Raw genomic sequence first — 19502 nt, forward strand, 5'->3', positions numbered from 1 at the left:
TACTCTGTTAGTTTACCACTCTAAGTTAACTGACAAACAAAAACGGCGCCTTAACGGCGCCGTTTTTAATATCACTCAACCGAACCAAGATCACTGCAGCAGGGAGATATCCGCGACTTGCAGGAACAGGTTGCGCAGGTTGTTCAGCAGCGCCAGACGGTTGGCCTTGAGGGCTTCGTCGTCGGCCATCACCATTACCTCGTTGAAGAAGGTATCGACCGGCTCGCGCAGGGCGGCCAGACGGGTGAGGGCAGCCTGATAGTCACCGGCAGCGAACAGCGGGGCCAGTTCGGCTTGCAGTTCGGCAACCTGGGTGGCCAGCGCCTTCTCGGCGGCATCTTGCAGCAGTTCCGGTTTGACGGCAGTCGGCAATTCGCCTTCAACCTTGGCCAGAATGTTGCTCACGCGCTTGTTGGCGGCAGCCAGTGCCAGTGCGGCATCCAGGGTGCGGAAGTGGCTGACGGCCTTGACGCGACGATCGAAGTCGAGCGGACGGGTCGGGCGGCGGGCCAGTACGGCCAGCACCACGTCGGCACCGATGCCTTCGTCCTGATAGGCGGCGCGGAAGCGGCCCAGCATAAAGTCGACCACGTCGGTGACGACGGTTTTGTTGGTCAGCTTGTCGCCGTAGACGCGTACCGCTTCTTCAACCAGTTCAACCAGATCCAGATCCAGCTGCTTCTCGGTCATGATGCGCAGGGCACCGATGGCGGCGCGACGCAGGGCGAACGGGTCCTTGTCACCCTTCGGCAGCATGCCGATGCCGAAGATACCGGCCAGGGTGTCGAACTTGTCGGCCAGCGCGACGGCGCAGGCAACCAGACCGGACGGCAGGGCATCACCGGCAAAGCGCGGCATGTACTGCTCGTTGAGGGCCACGGCCACTGCTTCGTCTTCGCCATCGTGACGGGCGTAGTGCATCCCCATGACACCCTGGGTGTCGGTGAACTCGCCGACCATGTTGGTCATCAGATCACACTTGGAGAGCAGACCGGCACGCCTGGCCTGAGTGACATCGGCGCCGATACGCTCGGCGATAAAGCCGGCGACGGTCTCGATGCGCTCGACCTTGGCCTTGACGGTGCCCAGCTGTTGCTGGAACAGCACGGTTTCAAGGCGCGGCAGGCGGGAGGCCAGAGTCTGCTTGAGGTCGGTCTTGAAGAAGAACTCGGCGTCAGAGAGACGGGGGCGAACCACCTTCTCGTTGCCGCTGATGATCTGGCTCGGGTCTTTGGACTCGATGTTGGTGACGAAGATGAACTTCGGCAGCAGCTTGCCGTTCTTGTCGTAGACCGGGAAGTACTTCTGGTCACCCTTCATGGTGTGAACCAGCGCTTCAGCCGGCACGGCCAGGAACTTCTCTTCGAAGTTGGCGGTCAGCACCACCGGCCACTCGACCAGTGCGGTCACTTCTTCCAGCAGGGCGTCGTCCAGATCAGCAACGCCACCGAAGGCGGCAGCGGCCGCTTCGACGTCAGCCTTGATCTTGGCCTTGCGCGCCATGAAGTCGGCAATCACCATGCCGCGCTCCTGCAGGATCTGCGGGTACTGGCTGGCGTTGTCGATGGTGAACTCGCTCTCGCCCATAAAGCGGTGGCCGCGGATGGTGCGGGCAGAGTCGATACCCAGAATGTGGGCGGGAACCAGCTCGCCATCCAGCAGCAGGGTCACGGTGAAGACCGGACGCACGAACTGGATGGTCTTGTCGCCCCAGCGCATCATTTTCGGGATCGGCAGTTTGGCCAGTGCGGAGGCAACCAGCTCGCCCAGCAATTCTTTGGCCGGACGGCCTTCGACCTTGGCGGTGTGAACCAGCCACTCGCCCTTGTCGGTGACCAGACGCTCGGCCTGTTCAACGGTGATGCCGTTGCCACGGGCCCAGCCTTCAGCAGCCTTGGTCGGCTTGCCTTCGGCATCGAACGCCTGTGCCACGGCCGGGCCGCGCTTCTCGACGCTCTTGCTCGGCTGTTCGCCGGCCAGCTCGCTTACCTTCAGCGCCAGACGGCGCGGTGAAGCAAACCACTCGACGTCGCCGAAGGCCAGATCGGCCTTGGTCAGTTCGGCTTTGAAGTTGTCGGCAAAGGCTTCGGCCAGGGAGCGCAGGGCTTTGGGCGGCAGCTCAGCAGTACCGATCTCTACCAGAAATGTATGTTGTGCCATGTCCGTTCCTTAACCTTGCTTGTTCTCACTGCGCTGACACATCGGGAAACCCAGCGCTTCGCGGGAGGCGTAGTATGCCTCTGCCACGGCCTTGGTCAGGGTGCGAATGCGCAGGATGTAGCGCTGACGCTCGGTGACCGAGATGGCCTTGCGGGCATCCAGCAGGTTGAAGGAGTGAGCAGCTTTGAGGATGCGCTCGTAGGCAGGCAGCGGCAGCGGTTTTTCCAGTGCCAGCAGGTTCTGGGCTTCCTTCTCGTACTGCTCGAAGCAGTGGAACAGGAACTCCACATCGGCGTGTTCGAAGTTGTAGGTGGATTGCTCCACTTCGTTCTGGTGGAACACGTCGCCGTAGGTGGTCTTGCCCAGCGGGCCGTCAGACCAGACCAGATCGTAGACACTGTCCACGCCCTGAATGTACATGGCCAGACGCTCGAGACCGTAGGTGATCTCGCCGGTGACCGGCTTGCATTCGAGGCCGCCAACTTGCTGGAAGTAGGTGAACTGGGTCACTTCCATGCCGTTCAGCCACACTTCCCAACCCAGACCCCAGGCACCCAGGGTCGGGTTTTCCCAGTTGTCTTCCACGAAGCGGATGTCGTGGATTTCAGGATCCATGCCCAGCTCTTTCAGGGAGCCCAGATAGAGTTCCTGAATGTTGTCGGGGGAAGGCTTGATGATCACCTGGAACTGGTAGTAGTGCTGCAGGCGGTTCGGGTTTTCACCGTAGCGGCCGTCAGTGGGACGGCGGGACGGTTGCACGTAGGCGCAGGCGATGGGCTCCGGGCCCAGGGCACGCAGACAGGTCATGGGGTGGGAAGTACCGGCACCCACTTCCATATCCAGCGGCTGAATGATGGTACAGCCCTGGCGGGACCAATAGTCCTGCAGCTGCAGGATCAGGCCCTGAAAGGTTTTGACATCGAATTTTTGCATAATTTTTTTCGCGCGAAATGAAAATCAGAGCAAGATTTGCTGAATGTGAACCGAGGGAGTATACCGTCTGGCATGGTCGGATAATAGGCGAAATTGCAGCGGATTCGCGGGATGGTGCTGCGCCCTGGCTGGTCGGGCGGGATGTCCGGTATATGATGTGAGCAGTGCCGCCTGCAGAGTGGGCAGGGTCGGGCAAACCGCTGAAATAACGAGGGAGAGGAAATGGAACTGCGCTGCGCCTGGGTGACCAAAGACCCGGAATACATTGAATACCATGACAAACAGTGGGGCAGGCCGGTCTATGACGCCCGCGAGCTGTTTGCCAAGCTCTGCCTCGACGGTCAGCAGGCGGGGCTGTCGTGGATCACCATCCTCAAGCGCACCGAAAGCTATTACCGCGCCTATGCCGACTTTGATCCGGTGCAGATTGCCCGCTTCGACGAGCAGGATGTAGAGCGGCTGATGCAGGACACCGGCATTATCCGCAACCGGCTCAAGGTGCAGTCGATCATCAGAAATACCCGCGCTTATCTGGCGTTGCAGGAGCAGGGGATCGACTTCGCCGCCTACCTGTGGGGCTTTGTTGGCGGCACCCCCATCGTCAACCAGCGGCAGGGAAACGGCGACATTCCGGCGACCTCGCCGGAGTCGGATGCCATGTCGAAAGCGCTCAAGAAGCTCGGCTTCAACTTCGTCGGCAGCACCATCTGTTACGCCTTTATGCAGGCGGTGGGAATGGTGAACGATCATCTGGTCAGCTGTCCTTGCCACGCCGAGTGTCAGTTACCGCGCTGATAGTCCACGGATTGCCCAAAAAAACACCACTCTCGCCATCTGTTCAGGCTTGCGTCAGACAATGGCGTGCCAGCGCGTTACAATCCGGCCCCCGGCATGGTGCCGGATTGTTTTCACAGAGGTTTTTTCATGCGAGCCAAGATCCTGGTGCCTGCTCTGGCACTGACCGTTGCCCTGAGCGGCTGTACCACCAATCCCTACACAGGTGAATCCCAGACCTCCAAAGGTGCATGGGGCGCGCTGGCTGGCGCCGCTGCCGGTGCGGCCGTAGGTGCGCTCTCCTCCAGCAAGGGTGACCGCAAGAAGGGCATCCTGACCGGCGTTGCTGCTGGCGCGGCGCTGGGTGGCGGTATCGGCTACTACATGGACGTGCAGGAAGCCAAGCTGCGCGAGAAGCTGCAGGGCACCGGCGTCAGCGTGACCCGCAATGGCAATGAGCTGATCCTCAACATGCCGAACAACGTCACCTTCGACAGCTCCAGCTCCCAGCTGAAAGCGGCCGGAGCCAACACCCTCTCCGGCGTGGCCATGGTCGTTGCCGAGTTCGACAAGACCCGCCTGAACGTGGTCGGTCACACCGACAGTACCGGTTCCCGCGACCTGAACATGAAGCTATCCCGCGATCGTGCCGATGCCGTTGCCGCCCAGCTGATTGGTCAGGGCGTAGCTGGCAGCCGCATCTCCACCACCGGCGTGGGCCCGGATCAGCCGGTTGCTACCAACAGCACCGCCGCTGGCAAAGCCCAGAACCGCCGCGTGACCATTACCCTGACCCCGACCGCCTAAGTCGCTCAGGTTTCGGTAACGAAAAGGCCCCGCCAGTGATGGCGGGGCCTTTTGCTATCTCAAGCTCAAGCCGGGAAGGCTTAGACAGCTGCAGTCAGCTGCACTTCCACCTTGTAGCCTTCGTGGGCCAGACGGGCCTGTACGCAAGCTCTAACCGGTGCGGTGCCAGCCGGGATCCAGGCATCCCACTGCTCGTTGAAGGCCGCGATGTCCTGAATGTCTTTGAGATAGATATTGGCCATCAGGATCTTGTCGACGCCGGAGCCGTTGGCTTCCAGCAGGCGCTGCAGGCTTGCCAGCACTTCGCGGGTCTGCTGGTGGATGTCGGCCTCTTCGCTGACGGGCACTTCCACCACGTAGAGGGTGCCATTGTGGATGACCACGTCAGACCAACGCTGGGTGGTGCCGATTCGGGTAATGGTTGTCATGGAGTGCTCCGGTACGGGGGCTTATTGACCCTTGCGGATCAGATAACGGTAGGGGGCCTGCTCTGTCTCGCTGGCGACCAGGGTGTGATCCATAAAGCGGCAGAAACTGGGGATGTCGCGGGTGGTTGAAGGATCGTCGGCACTGACCAGCAGGGTCTCGCCATCCGCCATCAGCCGCACTTTCTTGCGAACCATCATAACGGGTTCCGGGCAACGAAGCCCGATTGCGTCCAACTCGTGGGTTGCGCCGCAGAATAAATCACTCATCTATTATCAACCTTCAACCTATTCGGCTGCCAATGATACTCAGGGCTAAAAAATAATCAAACAAACGCCCCATCGACCAGCATATGTAACCGAAATGTTATTCGGCCCTATCCAGCTTGCGCCGGACGAGTAATATAAAAATTGAACCATATTCAACAAGGAGGTGAATATGCAGGTCTCCTACGGCAGATTACAAGCCTATGCAGGCATGGGGTTCTTGTCCTTCGCCATGATAGTGATGGGCAGCCCGATCGGGAATACCGGTACCTGGTTCGGCTCCATGGTGATGGTCGGGTTGGGGCTCTGGATCGAGCTCAGCGATTACTATGACGAGGATGAGGACGAGAACGATCAATCCTGAATCGGATGACGATTCAACAACAAAGGCGGAGCAATTCCGCCTTTGTCATTTCTGCCGTTTGGCAATGTGCCCGGATCAGCGGGTCGAGCGCATCGCCCGTTCCAGATGCAGCGCCGTCTGCTCCGGGTTGGCCTTGGGGTCGTTGAAGAAGTTGCTCAGCACATCGAGGATCGCCTGTCGCATATTGGTCGGCGTTGCCATCCCCTCCGCCATGCTGGGCAGCAGGTTGTCCTGCTTTTCCGCCAGCAGGAAATCCTGATAGGAGCGGACTGCGCAGCGGTCGAACTTGCTCATGTCGGGATTGGTCAGCGCCGGGATCGACCCCTTCACCCGATTGAACTCCTCCTGGAATTGCGGCGTCATCAGCAGCTGAGCCAGATCCCCCTGCGCCTGCAGCTGGGCCGGATCCCGCTGTTTGAACATGGCGATGGAGTCGAGGTTGTAGCTGAACAGTCCGGCGCTGCCCGGGCTCGGCAGACAGGCGATATCCTCGCCCGGCCGGTAGTTGCCCGCGCTCAGCTCCCCTTTCACCCAGTCCCCCATCACCTGCATGGCGGCGCCACCGCTCTCCAGCAGATTGGTGGCCTGATGCCACTTCAGCCCGGCGTATTTTTGCGGCACATAGGCGCGCAACTGCTGGAAACGGGTCAACACCCGCACCATGTCGGGGCCGGTCAGGGTGGCGCTGTCCTGCTCGAGGAACGCCTTGCGATAGAATTCTTTACCCCCCTCACCGAGCGCCACCGTTTCAAACAACACCGCCAGCTGCCAGGGCTCGTTGCCGATGGCGAGCGGGGTGATGCCCCGTTTTTTAAGCTGGTCGGCGACGGTGACAAACTGGGCCCAGTCGGTGGGTGGAGTCAGCTTGTTGCGCTCGAAGATCTTGCGGTTTAGCCACAGCCAGTTGACCCGGTGGATGCCGGTGGGCACCGCCATCAAGGCGCCATTCTGGCTGAGGGTGGCACGCACCATGGGCGGCATCTGACTGTACCAGCCGAGGTGTTCGGCCATCGGGCTGAGATCGCGCAAAAAGCCGAGTCCGGCCCACTCCTTGAGCTCGTAACCCTTGAGGTGGGCAGCTTCGGGCGGGTTGGCCGCCAGTGCCCGACTCTTCAATACCGTCATGGCGCTCTTGCCGCCGCCGCCCTGTACCGCGAAGTCGTTCCACTGGTTGCCCTGTTTGGTCCACTCGGATTTGAGCACTTCGACCGCTTTCGCTTCGCCGCCGGACGTCCACCAGTGCAGCACTTCCACCTGGGAGGCGGCAACGGGAGCAGAGAGCAGGGCGATGACAGAAAAAGACAACCACTTCATAAGGTTACTGCCTTGGTAGGGAGAGCGTGGCCTGCAGGCCACCTTGCGGACGATTTTCCAGCACCAGATCGCCGCCGTGGGCGTGGGCTATGTTGCGGGCGATGCCAAGGCCGAGGCCGGTGCCAGCCTGATCCGTGCTGAGCCGGTAATAGGGTTCGAAGATACGCTCGAACTGATCGTCCGGCAGGCCGGGGCCCTCATCCATGATGAAGAGGATCAGCATCTCCTCGTCATCCATGATGATGATGCGCACCTTCTGGCCGTACTTGATGCCGTTGTCCACCAGATTGCCGATGCAGCGCTTGAGCGCCAGCAGCTTGCCGCGATAGGGCCACTTGCAGTGCCCTTCGATGGTCAGCCGCTCGTCGTGCAGGTTCATCGACTCCGCCATCTGCTCCAGCAGGGCATTGATGTCGATCTCCTCGATATTCTCGTGAATGTCGGTCTCTTTGACCGTCTGCAGCGCCCCTTTCACCATCAGCTCCAGTTCGTCGAGATCCTTGTTGAACTTGGCGATCTGTACCTCGTCATCGAGCAGCTCGACCCGCAGTCGCAGTCGGGTGATGGGGGTCTTGAGGTCGTGTGAGATGGAGCTGAACAGCCGCTCTCTATCGTCGATATAGCGGCGAATGCGGTGCTGCATGATGTTGAAGGCGCGGGTCGCCGCCACGATTTCCGATGCTCCTTCCTCCTTGAGCGAAGGCTGGTCGATATCCTTGCCCAGATTGACCGCCGCCTTGGCGAGACGGCGCAGCGGGCGGGTTTGCCAGCGCACCAGCATAAAGGTGAAGAAGCAGAGGAACACCGTCATCAGGGCGATGAAACGCACCTGGTTGCTTGGCATCACGGTATCGTCGAGGGTCATGTAGGGGGCAGGCAGCAGTGCCGCCAGATAGAGCCACTCCCCCTTTTCAATCTCGATCTGGGTCACCAGTACCGGTGGATTGAGCGGCTCCAGCGACAGGGTGTAGCGGGCCCAGGAGGAGGGGAGATCCGCCAGCAAGGTGTCGTTGTTGAAGACGTGGAGGTCATCGGGTCGCGAGAAGTCCACCTTGATCGCCATGGCGTCGGAGAGCTTGCGGGTCAGCACTCCCTGCACCTCTTCCAGCACCTGCGTCTTGCGTTCGCTGTCGGGGATGGCGTTGATGTGGATCTCTTCCTCGTTGAGCGAGACGAAGAAGCGGCTGCCCCCCATGTTGCGCAACTGGTCCAGCGCGATATGGCGATACTGCAGTGGCAGGGATTTGAAGAAGTTGACGGTGGAAGCGGCAGACATGGCGAGGTTGCGGGTGGTGCTGAGCATCCCCTCCAGTTCCCGCTTCTGGATCTGCTGCATCCAGATACCGGTCAGAATGGTCTGGGAGAGCAGGATGGCCAGCAACAGCAGCAGGATCATCCGTGACAACAGGGAGCGGGGCACCAGTGCCCCCCAGGACCACTTGTTGCTCATGGCAGCTCGTGCACCTCGGCAATCAGCATGTAGCCACTGCCGCGAATGGTCTTGATGATGCGCGGGCTCTTGCCGTTGTCGCCCAGCTTCTGGCGCAGACGGCTGATCTGTACGTCGATGCCGCGCTCCATCGGCAGGCTTTCGCGGCCGCGGGTGGCATCCGAGATGGTGTCCCGATCCAGCACCACGCCGGGCTGTTGCAGGAACATGCCGAGCAGCATGGCGTCGCTGCCGGAGAGATCCAGCAGGCTGCCATCATCATGGGTCAGCTGGTGGCTCAGGGTGTCGAGGGTCCACTCGGCAAAACGCAGGCGGCGGCTCGGCTCTTTCTCTTTTTCCGGCTGGCGGAATTCGGCGCGGCGTAGCAGTGCCTTGATGCGGGCCTGCAGTTCACGGGGGCTGAACGGCTTGGCGATATAGTCGTCAGCACCCAGTTCCAGACCGATCACCCGATCCGCTTCGTCGGAGGCGGCGGTCAGCATGATGATGGGCACCTGGGAGTCACGACGGATCTGCTGGCAGAGGGTAAAACCGTCCTCGCCGGGCATCATGATGTCCAGAATAATCAGGTCCGGGCTGTGCTGGGCGAGTTGCTGACGCATCTCGTTGCCCTCCGCCGCCGTCAATACCTGAAAGCCCGCCCGGGTCAGGTACTCATTGAGCAGCTCGCGGATCTCTTGGTCGTCATCGACGATCAGCAGTTGTTTGCTCATTGACATATGTATGTGCATCCACCCATTTTTTTGTGCAGATTGAACCTGTCGGGGGAGTAAAAAGCAAGCAAGCCCCCTATCTAATGTGAGGTTTAAGGCAATAACAGCCTATTGATAAGATTAAAACGAAAAAAGGCCGACCCAAACGGGACGGCCAACAGACAGCTTCTGACCACTGACGAGCACCCCGTGTGGCGATCGTCACAGACTTGAAAAGGGGCCAGTCAGACTGGCCCCGAAAAGGGACAACTCTCAGTAGTGCATCCCGTCGATCCGGCTGGTTATCACACCCGTTCAAACACGGTGGCGATGCCCTGACCCAGACCGATACACATGGTGGCAACCCCCAGGGTGGCATCCTTCTCCTCCATCAGATTGATGAGGGTGGTGGAGATGCGGGCGCCGGAGCAGCCGAGGGGGTGACCCAGCGCAATGGCGCCGCCGTTGAGGTTTACCTTCTCGTCCACCAGATCCTGCAGACCCAGATCCTTCACGCAGGGCAGGGACTGGGCGGCAAACGCCTCGTTCAGCTCGAACAGGTCGATATCACCGACAGTCAGACCGGCACGTTTGAGCGCCTTCTGGGTCGCCGGCACCGGGCCGTAACCCATGATGGCGGCGTCACAGCCGGCGATGGCCATGGCACGTACCTTGGCGCGCGGCGTGAGGCCGAGGGCCTTGGCACGATCCGCGCTCATCACCAGCATGGCGGCGGCGCCATCGGACAGGGCCGAGGAGCTGCCGGCGGTGACGGTACCGTTGACCGGGTCGAACACCGGGCGCAGCTGGCTCAGGGTTTCGACCGTGGTCTCCGGGCGGATCACCTCGTCGTAGTCGTAGAAGAAGCGGGCGCCGCTGGCGTCATGGCCTTCCAGCCCGACGATCTCCTTGGCAAAACGCCCTTCCACGGTGGCGGCGTGAGCGCGGCGATGGGAGCGGGCGGCAAACTCGTCCTGCTGCTGACGGCTGATGCCGTGCAGCTTGCCGAGCATTTCGGCGGTCAACCCCATCATGCCGGAGGCTTTCGCCACCGACTTGGCCATGCCGGGGTGGAAGTCAACGCCGTGGCTCATCGGCACGTGGCCCATGTGCTCGACGCCGCCGATGATGAAGATATCCCCATCACCCACCTGAATGGCGCGGGAGGCGTCGTGCAGCGCCTGCATACTGGAGCCGCACAGACGGTTGACGGTGACCGCCCCCACCTGCTTCGGAATACCGGCCAGCAGCGCGGCGTTGCGGGCGATGTTGAAGCCCTGCTCCAGGGTCTGCTGCACGCAGCCCCAGTAGATATCCTCGATCTCGTTCGGGTCGAGGTTGGGGTTGCGCAGCAGGATGGATTTCATCAGGTGCGCGGACAGATCTTCTGCACGCACGTTGCGGAAGGCGCCGCCCTTGGACCGGCCCATCGGGGTCCGGATACAGTCGACAATGACTACGTCTTTCATGAATGGATCTCCTTTCCGCAATCAGTAGAAGGTTTTGCCCTGGGCAGCCATCTCGCGTAAGCGGTCGCTGACGCGGTAGAGCGGGCCCAAGTCGGCATACTGGTCGGCCATGGCCACGTAGCGATCCAGACCGATAGTGTCCAGATAGCGGAACACGCCGCCGCGGAAGGGAGGGAAGCCCAGACCGTAGACCAGTGCGATGTCGGCTTCGGCTGGCGTGGCAACAATGCCCTCTTCCAGACAGAGCACCACCTCGTTGATCATCGGGATCATCATGCGAGCAATGATGGCGTCCTTGTCGAAATCCTGTTTCGGCTTGGCGATGGGGGCCAGCAGCTCGTAAGCAGCTGCGTCGGCTACCTTCTTCGGCTTGCCCTTCTTGTCCTGCTCGTAGGCGTAGAAGCCCTTGCCGTTCTTCTGACCGAAGCGGTTCACTTCGTACATCACGTCGATGGCGGTGCGACCTTCCTTGCTCATGCGTGCCGGGAAGCCCTGCGCCATCACGTCACCGGCATGGTGACCGGTGTCGATACCGACTACATCCAGCAGGTAGGCGGGGCCCATGGGCCAGCCGAACTCCTTCTCCATTACCTTGTCGACGGCCGCGAAGTCGGCACCATCGGCGACCAGCTTGTTGAAGCCGAAGAAGTAGGGGAACAGCACCCGGTTGACGAAGAAGCCAGGGCAGTCGTTGACCACCACCGGGGACTTGCCCATGGCGGCGGCGTAGGCCACCACGCGGTTGATGGTTTCATCGGAGGTCTGCTCGCCGCGGATGATCTCCACCAGTGGCATGCGGTGCACCGGATTGAAGAAGTGCATGCCGCAGAAGTTCTGCGGGCGCTTCAGCCCCTTGGCCAGCAGGGAGATGGGGATGGTGGAGGTGTTGCTGGCGAGCACGGCGTCTTCGCCAATGATCCCTTCCACTTCGCCCAGTACGGCGGCTTTCACTTTCGGGTTCTCGACCACGGCTTCGACCACGACGTCCACGTGCTTGACGTTGTCATAGCTGAGGGTCGGAGTGATGGCGGAGAGCACCTGGCCCATCTTGATGCCATCGATGCGGCCCTTTTCGAGCTGGCCGTTGAGCAGCTTGGTGGCTTCGCCCATGCCAAGTGCCAGAGCCTTCTCGTTGATGTCCTTCATCACCGCCGGAATGCCCTTGCTGGCAGACTGGTAGGCGATGCCGCCACCCATGATGCCGGCACCCAGTACGGCGGCGTGGCCAGTGGCCTTGCTTGCCTGCTTGGCCGCCTTCTTGGCCAGCGCCTTGATGTGTTGATCGTTCAGGAAGATGCCGACCAGCGCCTTGGCAACATCGGTCTTGGCCAGCTTGATAAAGCCCTGTGCCTCAACGACCAGCGCTTCGTCACGGCCCATGCCAGCAGCGGCTTCGACGGTTTTCACCGCGGTCATCGGCGCCGGATAGTGTTTACCCGCCACGGCGGCAACCATGCCGGCGGCGGTGGTGAAGCTCATCATGGCTTCCAGTTTGGAGAGGCGCAGCGGCGCTTTCTTGGCGGCACGACGGCTCTGCCAGTCCAGTTTGCCCGCGATGGCGTCCTTGATCATCTGCAGTGCAGCACTCTGCAGCGCGTCAGGGGCGACCACGGCATCGATGGCTCCCACCTTGAGGGCGTCATCGGCACGGTAATCCTTGCCGGTGGTGATCCACTCGAGCGCGTTGTCGGCACCGATCACTCGTGGCAGACGGACGGTGCCGCCAAAGCCCGGCATGATGCCGAGTTTGGTCTCGGGCAGACCGATTTTGGCGGTGGTGTCGGCCAGACGGAAGTCGGTGGAGAGGATGGTCTCGCAGCCGCCGCCCAGAGCGTGGCCCTTGATGGCTGAGAGGGTCGGAACCGGCAGATCTTCGATGGCATTGAAGATGTCGTTGGCCTTTTTCAGCCAGCCGAGCAGATCTTCTTGCGGCAGATCGAACAGTTCCAGGAATTCGGTAATGTCGGCACCGACGATAAAGGCGTCTTTGCCGGAGGTGAGGATCAGACCTTTTAGTTCACGTTCTTGTTGTAATGCGGCGATCGCTTCGCTCAGGGAGAGCAGGGTAGCGCGATCCAGCTTGTTGACTGAACCCGGGGCATCAAACCTCAGCTCGGCAATGCCGTTTTCGAGGTAGCTGACCGACAGGGTTTCGCCTTGGTAGATCATGAGAGTGTCTCCTTGTTCCCACTCAGTGGGGAGTGGTGCTCCTTTATCCCCAGCAGGGGGCGAGGCTCACTATTGATCCAAAAGGAGACATTTTCAACACCTATTTAAAACATTTGTTTAACAGTTATCGAGTAAAAGCTCCTCATCACAAAACAGGCAAAAGAGAGGCGCCTTGCGGCGCCTCGGATGACTGTGAGTTTGCTATCAACTGGCCAGTTCCGGCCGGTTGCGATACTGGTTCAGCACCTCGGGATCGGCGAGGGCATGGGTATTGTTGACCGGCCGGTTGTGTACCACTTCGCGAACCGCCAGTTCGACGATCTTGCCGGACTTGGTGCGGGGGATGGCATCCACCTGCAGGATGCGGGCGGGCACGTGGCGGGCGGTGCAGTGTTGCTTTATTTGCTGGCGGATCCGCTCGCGCAGCTGCTCGTCCAGCTTGCAGCCCGCCTTGAGCTTGACGAACAGCACCACCCGCTCGTCCTGCTGCCACTGCTGGCCGATGACGATGCTCTCTTCCACTTCGTCGAGCTGTTCGACGTAGCGATAGATCTCGCTGGTGCCGATGCGCACGCCGCCCGGGTTGAGGGTGGCGTCGGAGCGGCCGTAGAACAGAATGCCGCCGGTCGGGGTCAGCTCAATCCAGTCGCCGTGGCACCAGATGTTGTCGAACCGCTCGAAGTAGGCAGCGTGGTACTTGTCGCCATGTTCGTCACCCCAGAAGTAGATGGGCTGGGCCGGGAACGGCTTGGTACAGACCAGCTCGCCCTTCTCCCCCTGCACCGGCTGGCCCGCTTCGTTGAATACCTGCACTGCGAGACCAAGGCCGCGTCCCTGACTCTCGCCGCGATAGACCGGGCTGAGCGGATTGCCGATGACGAAGCAGGAGCAGATGTCGGTGCCGCCTGAGATGGAGCTGAGCTGCACATCCTGCTTTATCTGCTGGTAGACGTAGTCGAACCCTTCCGGCGACAGCACAGAGCCGGTACTGCAGATCAGCCGCAAGTGCGGCAAGTCGTGGCTGTTGATGGGGGCATAACCCTGTTTGTGCAGCGCGTCGAGATACTTGGCCGAGGTGCCGAACAAGCTGACTTGCTCGTCGTGGGCCAGATCCCACAGCACATTGCCATCCGGGTAAAATGGTGAGCCGTCATAGAGCACCAGAGTGGCGCCGGAGGCGAGGGCGCTTACCAGCCAGTTCCACATCATCCAGCCACAGGTGGTGAAGTAGAAGATCCGCTCCCCCGGCTTGATGTCGCAGTGCAGCTGATGCTCTTTCAGATGTTGCAGCAGGGTGCCGCCGATGCCATGCACGATGCACTTGGGTTTGCCGGTGGTACCGGAGGAGTAGAGGATATAGAGCGGGTCATTGAAAGCCATCGGCTCGAAGGTGAGCTGGGCATCGTGTTGGCTCGCCAGCACTTGCTGCCAGTCGTGACCAAGCTGCAGCGGGTTGCCGAGCAGGGGGATCATCACCGTCTGCTCTATGCTGCCGATCTGGCTCACTACGCTGGCGACCTTCTGTTGAATGTCGATAGCTTTGCCGTTGTAGCGATAGCCATCTACCGCCAACAGCACTCGTGGTCGGGTCTGGCCGAAGCGCTCCACCACGCTGGCCTCGCCAAAGTCGGGGCTGGTGGAGGTCCAGATCGCCCCGAGGCTGGTGGTTGCCAGCATGGCAACCACGGTTTCCGGAATATTGGGCAGATAGGCGGCGACCACATCGCCACGACCAATCCCCTGATGACGCAGCCACTGAGCCAGCTGGGCAACCTGATCACTCAGTTCACCCCAGCTAAGAGTACGGCTTGGGCTACCTTCGATACGGGAGATGATGGCCGGGCTCTCGTCCTGACGGCGCAGCAGGTTTTCGGCGAAGTTGAGGCGGCTATCGGGGAACCAGCGAGTGCGCTGCATATCCTGACGGTTCTCCGCCACTATGTTGCCGAGCTCGCCCTTGACGCCGCAGTGCTGCCATACCAGCGGCCAGAAACGGGTGGTCTTCTCCACCGACCATTGATAAAGCTGCGGGTAGTTCTGCAACTGCAAGCCGTGGAAACGGTTCACCTCCGCCATAAAACGGTAGAGGTTGGATTGCTGCATCCTGAGCGGATCCGGTTGCCACAGGCAGAGGTTGTCCATGAGTAATCCCTGACTTCATGTATCTACCGGCAGTGTATTGAATTGTTTTTGATTTGTTAATGATTGGTTTTGTGTTGATAACAAACACGTTTGTAACGTATGCGTTACCTCACGAAGCGGCAGCTTGACGGGTCGAGCCGCCAAGCGCTTGATGTTATGCTGCAATCACATTCACCTCGGAGCAGGACGCCATGAGCAGCTACAGCCAACTTTTTGCCCAGCACCTCGATACCTTGCAGCAGCGCACCCGCGACATTCTGCAACAACAGGGGCTCAGCGGACTGGCCATCCACTCCGGCCAGACTCACCGCATCTTCCTCGATGATCAGGATTACCCGTTGAAGGTAAACCCGCACTTCAAGGCCTGGTTGCCGGTGCTGGACAATCCCCACTGCTGGCTGCTGGTGGACGGGGTGAGCAAACCGGTATTGCTGTTCTACCGCCCGGTGGATTTCTGGCACAAAGTAGCGGATCTGCCCAATGCCTTCTGGGTCGAGTTCTTCGATATCCGTTTCCTGACCCGGCCGGAACAGGTGGCCGATCATCTGCCAGCCAACAAGCAGGAGTGGGCCTATCTGGGCGGCCATCTGGAAGTGGCCTCACTGCTGGGGCTGACCCAGCCCAATCCGGAGGCAGTGCTCAACTACCTGCACTATCACCGCGCCTACAAGACCCCCTACGAGCTGGAGTGCCTGCGTGAGGCGAACCGGATCGGCGTGCGCGGCCATATCGCCGCCAAGGACTCCTTTATGGCGGGGGCGAGCGAGTTCGAGATCAATCTGGCCTACATGAAAGCGGTCGGGCAGGGGGCCAATGAGGCGCCCTACGGCAATATCGTCGCCATCAACCGGAATGCGGCCATCCTTCACTACACCCACTTGTCTGCCGTGCGGGTGCCCGATGCGGAGCGCCACTCCTTCCTGATCGATGCTGGTGTCGATTTCCACGGTTATGCCTCCGACATCACCCGTACCTGGGCGTGGCGGCGTGGCGAGTTTGCCGATCTGATTGCAGCCCTCGACGAGCAGCAGCAGGAGATCATCAAGGAGATCAAACCGGGTCGCCGTTACAGCGAGCTGCATCTGCAGATGCACCACAAGCTGGCGCGCCTGCTGCAAACCACCGAGCTGGTGGATATGTCGGTAGACGAGATGATCCACACCGGGGTGACCAACGTCTTCTTCCCTCACGGCCTCGGCCACTTCCTCGGTTTGCAGGTACACGATGCGGGCGGTTTCATGCAGGATGAGCGCGGCACCCATCTGGCGGCGCCCGAGCTGTTTCCCTATCTGCGCTGCACCCGGGTGATGGAGGTGGATCAGGTGTTCACCATCGAGCCGGGACTCTACTTCATCGACAGTTTGCTGGAGCCGCTGCGTCAGGGCGAACAGGGCAAACGGGTCAACTGGAACAAGGTGGAGGCGCTGCGTCCGTTCGGCGGCATCCGCATCGAAGACAACGTGGTGCTGCACGCCAACGGGGTGGAGAACATGACCAGACAAGCAGGACTCTGATGGCTGCTGCGTACTCCATTCCGGCTGCCCCGCTGGAGTTGACCGAAGAGATAAAGAAGAGCCGCTTCATTACCCTGATCGCCCACACCCCGACCGTCGAGGCGGCCAAGGGGTGGGTCAACGAGATCAAACGCCAACATCCGGCCGCGCGCCATCACTGCTGGGCGTTTGTGGCTGGTGCGCCGCAAGATAGTCAGGTTTATGGCTTCAGCGATGACGGCGAACCTTCCGGTACTGCGGGCAAGCCGATCCTGGCCCAGTTGATGGGGTCGGGGCTCGGTGAAATCTGCGCCGTGGTAGTGCGTTACTACGGCGGCATCCAGCTTGGCACCGGTGGACTGGTCAAAGCCTATGGGGGCGGCGTCGGTGCCGCCCTCAAGCAACTGCCCACCCTGCTCAAGGTGCCACGCACTCCCTCTCTCATTCACTGCGATTACGGTGACATGGGGACGGTCGAGTCGCTGATCAGTAGCCATAATGGCGAATTGCTGGCGGCGGATTACGGTCAGCAGGTCACCTTGCAGGTGGCGTGGGAGTCCTCGGTTTGGGCTCAGGTGGATCGTGAATTGACCGACCGGACTCATGGGCGGGTATCCCTCAGCCCCTTAGATGGCTAGAATCCATCGCTCTTTAATTGGGGAAAGGGAGCTGTAATGCACATCTTGAGCATTATTCGCATTGTTGGCCTGCTGGTTGCGCTGTTCAGCTCGACCATGCTGTTGCCTGCACTGGTGGCCTTTGGCTATCGGGATGGTGGTGGTGCCGAGTTCGTCAGCTCTTTTCTGATCGCCCTGCTGCTCGGCGTGGTGCTCTGGTTTCCCAATCGCTATCACAAGAAGGAGATGCGCTCGAAAGAGGGCTTTCTGATTGTGGTGCTGTTCTGGACCGTGTTGGGCAGTGTGGGGGCGGTGCCCTTCATCATGAGCGATGTGCCGGATATGTCGGTCTCGGAGGCCTTCTTCGAATCTTTTTCCGGCCTGACCACCACAGGGGCAACGGTACTGACCGGGCTCGATAATCTGCCCAAGGCGTTCCTGTTCTATCGCCAGTTGTTGCAGTGGCTGGGGGGGATGGGGATCATCGTACTGGCGGTGGCCATTCTGCCACTGCTGGGTATCGGGGGCATGCAGCTCTATCGCGCCGAGATCCCGGGGCCAGTGAAGGATACCAAGGTGACGCCGCGCATCGCCGAAACGGCCAAGGCGCTCTGGTTCATCTATCTGCTGCTGACCGCGCTCTGTGCGCTGGCCTACTGGCTCGCCGGAATGACGCTGTTCGATGCGGTGTGCCATTCGTTCTCGACTCTGTCGGTCGGTGGCTTCTCCACTCACGATGCCAGCATCGGTTTCTTCAACAGTCCGGTCATCAACCTGATTACCGTGGTGTTCCTGCTGCTGGCCAGCGTGAACTTTGCACTGCACTTTACCGTTTTCTCCCACCGTCCGGTTCGGATCGGGCGCTATCTCTATGACTCGGAACTCAAGGTGTTCCTGGCCATTCAGGCGACCCTGGTGATGATCTGCTTTGTCGCCTTGCTGACCCACGGACACTACGCCACCTGGCAAGAGGCGCTCAACCACGGTCTTTTCCAGGCGGTCTCTCTGGGGACCACCACCGGCTACAGCACCACGACCTATGCAGATTGGCCCTCGTTCCTGCCCATGCTGCTGATGTTCTCCGCCTTTATTGGCTGTTGTGCAGGCAGTACCGGTGGCGGTATCAAGGTGATGCGTTTCATGATCCTGTTCATGCAGGGGATGCGCGAGTTGAAGCGGCTGGTTCACCCCAGAGCCATCTATACCTTGAAGCTGGGGAATCGGGCGGTGCCCGAGCGCATCGTCGAGGCGGTGTGGGGCTACTTCGCCACCTATATTATTCTCTTCTTTATGTTCATGTTGCTGTTGCTGATGACGGGGCTGAACGAAGTGACCGCATTCTCCGCTGTTGCTGCGGCTTTCACCAACGTAGGGCCAGGTTTGGGAGAGGTATCAGCCAACTTCGGCAATATCTCGCCAGCGGCCCAGTGGGTACTGGTGTTGGCCATGTTGTTTGGCCGATTGGAAATTTTCACGCTTCTGGTACTGTTTACTCCTGCATTCTGGCGTAGTTGAGGTTGTTATGGACAAGATTCTGGTGCTTTATTCCTCTCGGGATGGCCAAACCCGCAAAATAGTCGATGTCATGCTGGAGCAGATGCCGGGATGCGAAGTGGTGATGCACGACCTGCACACCTTGCCGATGTGCAACCTCAGCAAGTATGCCAAGGTCTTGATCGGCGCCTCTATCCGTTATGGCAACTTCCACCCCAGCCTGTTCAGCTTTATTCACGCTCATCAGGAGCAGCTGGAGGTGGCCAATGCGGCCTTCTTCTGTGTCAACCTGACGGCCCGCAAGCCAGAGAAGCAGACGCCGCAAACCAATGCTTATATGAAGAAGTTCCTGCGCCTCTCTCCCTGGAAGCCGAAAACCCTGGGGGTGTTTGCCGGCGCGCTGCAGTACTCCCGCTATAACTGGTGGCAGACGCGCATCATCCAGCTGATCATGAAGATTACCGGTGGCAGTACAGACACCAGTAAGGACATTGAATTTACCGATTGGGAAAAGGTGCGCAGCTTTGCCCGCGAATTCTGGTCAAAAAGGTAGCAGTGTGATGTGAATTAAGGGTTTTTTGCCCGAAACAGCCCCGCCGATGCGGGGCTTTTGTTTAATAAAGCAACGGTTGAACCGGAAAACTATAAAAAGTGCCATTTTTTGCAGTTTTCCTCTTGTCATCTCGGCGCGGCTCCCTATAATGCGCCCCTACCAGCACGGCAGAACACGCCAACCTGATGAGCCAGCTTCCTAGCGAAGTGGGCGCCGAAAGAAAAGCGAAAACAATTGCTTGACTTTCGAAGTGAGAAGCGTAATATGCGCCTCCTCAACGCGATAAGCGTGACGCTCTTTAACAATTTGAATCAAGCAATCTGTGTGGGCACTCACAGCATCGAACATCAAAAACAATTTTTGATTTTCAATGTCTGGT

18 protein-coding genes are annotated in these 19502 nt (G+C 60.0%); 7 read left to right on the plus strand and 11 right to left on the minus strand.

The annotated features are described in order from the left end of the window. Positions 1–90: 90 nt before the first annotated feature. Positions 91–2160, minus strand: a complete 2070-nt coding sequence (gene glyS / locus AB5Y83_RS11870) for a glycine--tRNA ligase subunit beta (RefSeq protein ID WP_368175216.1) — start codon at positions 2158–2160, stop codon at positions 91–93. Between the two features lie 9 nt (positions 2161–2169). Next, on the minus strand, positions 2170–3093 hold the full coding sequence (gene glyQ / locus AB5Y83_RS11875; RefSeq protein ID WP_005339464.1) for a glycine--tRNA ligase subunit alpha: 924 nt from the start codon (positions 3091–3093) through the stop codon (positions 2170–2172). Between the two features lie 222 nt (positions 3094–3315). Here glyQ and AB5Y83_RS11880 point away from each other — a divergent pair, with 222 nt between their 5' ends. Beyond that, positions 3316–3888 (plus strand): DNA-3-methyladenine glycosylase I, encoded by a 573-nt coding sequence (locus AB5Y83_RS11880; RefSeq protein WP_368175217.1) that lies wholly within the window; start codon positions 3316–3318, stop codon positions 3886–3888. A 129-nt stretch (positions 3889–4017) separates the two neighbouring features. Continuing rightward, the gene (locus AB5Y83_RS11885) at positions 4018–4674 is read left to right on the plus strand and encodes an OmpA family lipoprotein (RefSeq protein WP_005339468.1); all 657 of its coding nucleotides are present in this window, start codon (positions 4018–4020) and stop codon (positions 4672–4674) included. Positions 4675–4754: 80 nt separating this feature from the next. On the opposite strand, the gene AB5Y83_RS11890 is transcribed toward AB5Y83_RS11885, so the two are convergent. Together AB5Y83_RS11890 and tusA are read right to left on the minus strand one after the other, a co-directional pair. Continuing rightward, positions 4755–5102, minus strand: a complete 348-nt coding sequence (locus AB5Y83_RS11890; protein ID WP_005355943.1) for a RidA family protein — start codon at positions 5100–5102, stop codon at positions 4755–4757. Positions 5103–5123: 21 nt separating this feature from the next. Further along, positions 5124–5369, minus strand: a complete 246-nt coding sequence (tusA, locus tag AB5Y83_RS11895) for a sulfurtransferase TusA (protein ID WP_005339470.1) — start codon at positions 5367–5369, stop codon at positions 5124–5126. Between the two features lie 169 nt (positions 5370–5538). On the opposite strand from tusA, the gene AB5Y83_RS11900 reads away from it, so the two are divergent. Continuing rightward, a complete protein-coding gene (locus AB5Y83_RS11900) occupies positions 5539–5730 on the plus strand; it encodes a hypothetical protein (protein WP_005339471.1) in 192 nt (63 codons plus the stop codon). Positions 5731–5805: 75 nt separating this feature from the next. Here the strand turns inward: AB5Y83_RS11900 and AB5Y83_RS11905 are convergent, their stop codons facing one another. The 6 genes from AB5Y83_RS11905 to AB5Y83_RS11930 all read right to left on the minus strand — a co-directional run bounded on the left by AB5Y83_RS11905 (position 5806) and on the right by AB5Y83_RS11930 (position 14966). Continuing rightward, a complete protein-coding gene (locus AB5Y83_RS11905; protein WP_118854431.1) occupies positions 5806–7044 on the minus strand; it encodes an ABC transporter substrate-binding protein in 1239 nt (412 codons plus the stop codon). Between the two features lie 4 nt (positions 7045–7048). Then, positions 7049–8494 (minus strand): ATP-binding protein, encoded by a 1446-nt coding sequence (locus AB5Y83_RS11910; protein ID WP_005357365.1) that lies wholly within the window; start codon positions 8492–8494, stop codon positions 7049–7051. Next, complete coding sequence (locus tag AB5Y83_RS11915) at positions 8491–9213, minus strand: response regulator (RefSeq protein ID WP_005339475.1); 723 nt, start codon at positions 9211–9213, stop codon at positions 8491–8493. The genes AB5Y83_RS11910 and AB5Y83_RS11915 overlap by 4 nt, the downstream gene beginning before the upstream one ends. A gap of 278 nt (positions 9214–9491) precedes the next feature. Continuing rightward, entirely contained in the window at positions 9492–10676 is a 1185-nt protein-coding gene (gene fadA / locus AB5Y83_RS11920) for an acetyl-CoA C-acyltransferase FadA (RefSeq protein ID WP_198868326.1), read from the minus strand. Further along, positions 10677–12824, minus strand: coding sequence for a fatty acid oxidation complex subunit alpha FadB (gene fadB, locus AB5Y83_RS11925; protein WP_368175218.1), 2148 nt, complete (start codon positions 12822–12824; stop codon positions 10677–10679). A 204-nt stretch (positions 12825–13028) separates the two neighbouring features. Continuing rightward, complete coding sequence (locus AB5Y83_RS11930) at positions 13029–14966, minus strand: acetoacetate--CoA ligase (protein WP_368175219.1); 1938 nt, start codon at positions 14964–14966, stop codon at positions 13029–13031. 191 nt (positions 14967–15157) lie between these two features. On the opposite strand from AB5Y83_RS11930, the gene pepQ reads away from it, so the two are divergent. From pepQ to hemG, 4 genes are read left to right on the plus strand one after another with little or no spacing between them, the layout of a single operon-like run. Beyond that, positions 15158–16480, plus strand: coding sequence for a Xaa-Pro dipeptidase (pepQ, locus tag AB5Y83_RS11935; protein WP_368175220.1), 1323 nt, complete (start codon positions 15158–15160; stop codon positions 16478–16480). Continuing rightward, positions 16480–17097: a YigZ family protein gene (locus AB5Y83_RS11940; RefSeq protein WP_040069890.1), complete on the plus strand. Its 618-nt coding sequence runs from the start codon at positions 16480–16482 to the stop codon at positions 17095–17097. Before pepQ ends, AB5Y83_RS11940 begins: the two co-directional genes overlap by 1 nt. Before the next feature lie 36 nt (positions 17098–17133). After that, the gene (locus AB5Y83_RS11945) at positions 17134–18591 is read left to right on the plus strand and encodes a TrkH family potassium uptake protein (protein WP_368175221.1); all 1458 of its coding nucleotides are present in this window, start codon (positions 17134–17136) and stop codon (positions 18589–18591) included. A 7-nt stretch (positions 18592–18598) separates the two neighbouring features. After that, positions 18599–19123: a menaquinone-dependent protoporphyrinogen IX dehydrogenase gene (gene hemG / locus AB5Y83_RS11950; RefSeq protein WP_005339483.1), complete on the plus strand. Its 525-nt coding sequence runs from the start codon at positions 18599–18601 to the stop codon at positions 19121–19123. A 198-nt stretch (positions 19124–19321) separates the two neighbouring features. Here hemG and AB5Y83_RS11955 read toward each other — a convergent pair. Next, positions 19322–19502 (minus strand): hypothetical protein (locus tag AB5Y83_RS11955; RefSeq protein WP_368175222.1); only part of this gene is annotated, 181 nt, incomplete at its 5' end.

The organism is Aeromonas sp. R5-4 (assembly GCF_040908215.1).
Lineage (GTDB): Bacteria > Pseudomonadota > Gammaproteobacteria > Enterobacterales > Aeromonadaceae > Aeromonas > Aeromonas veronii.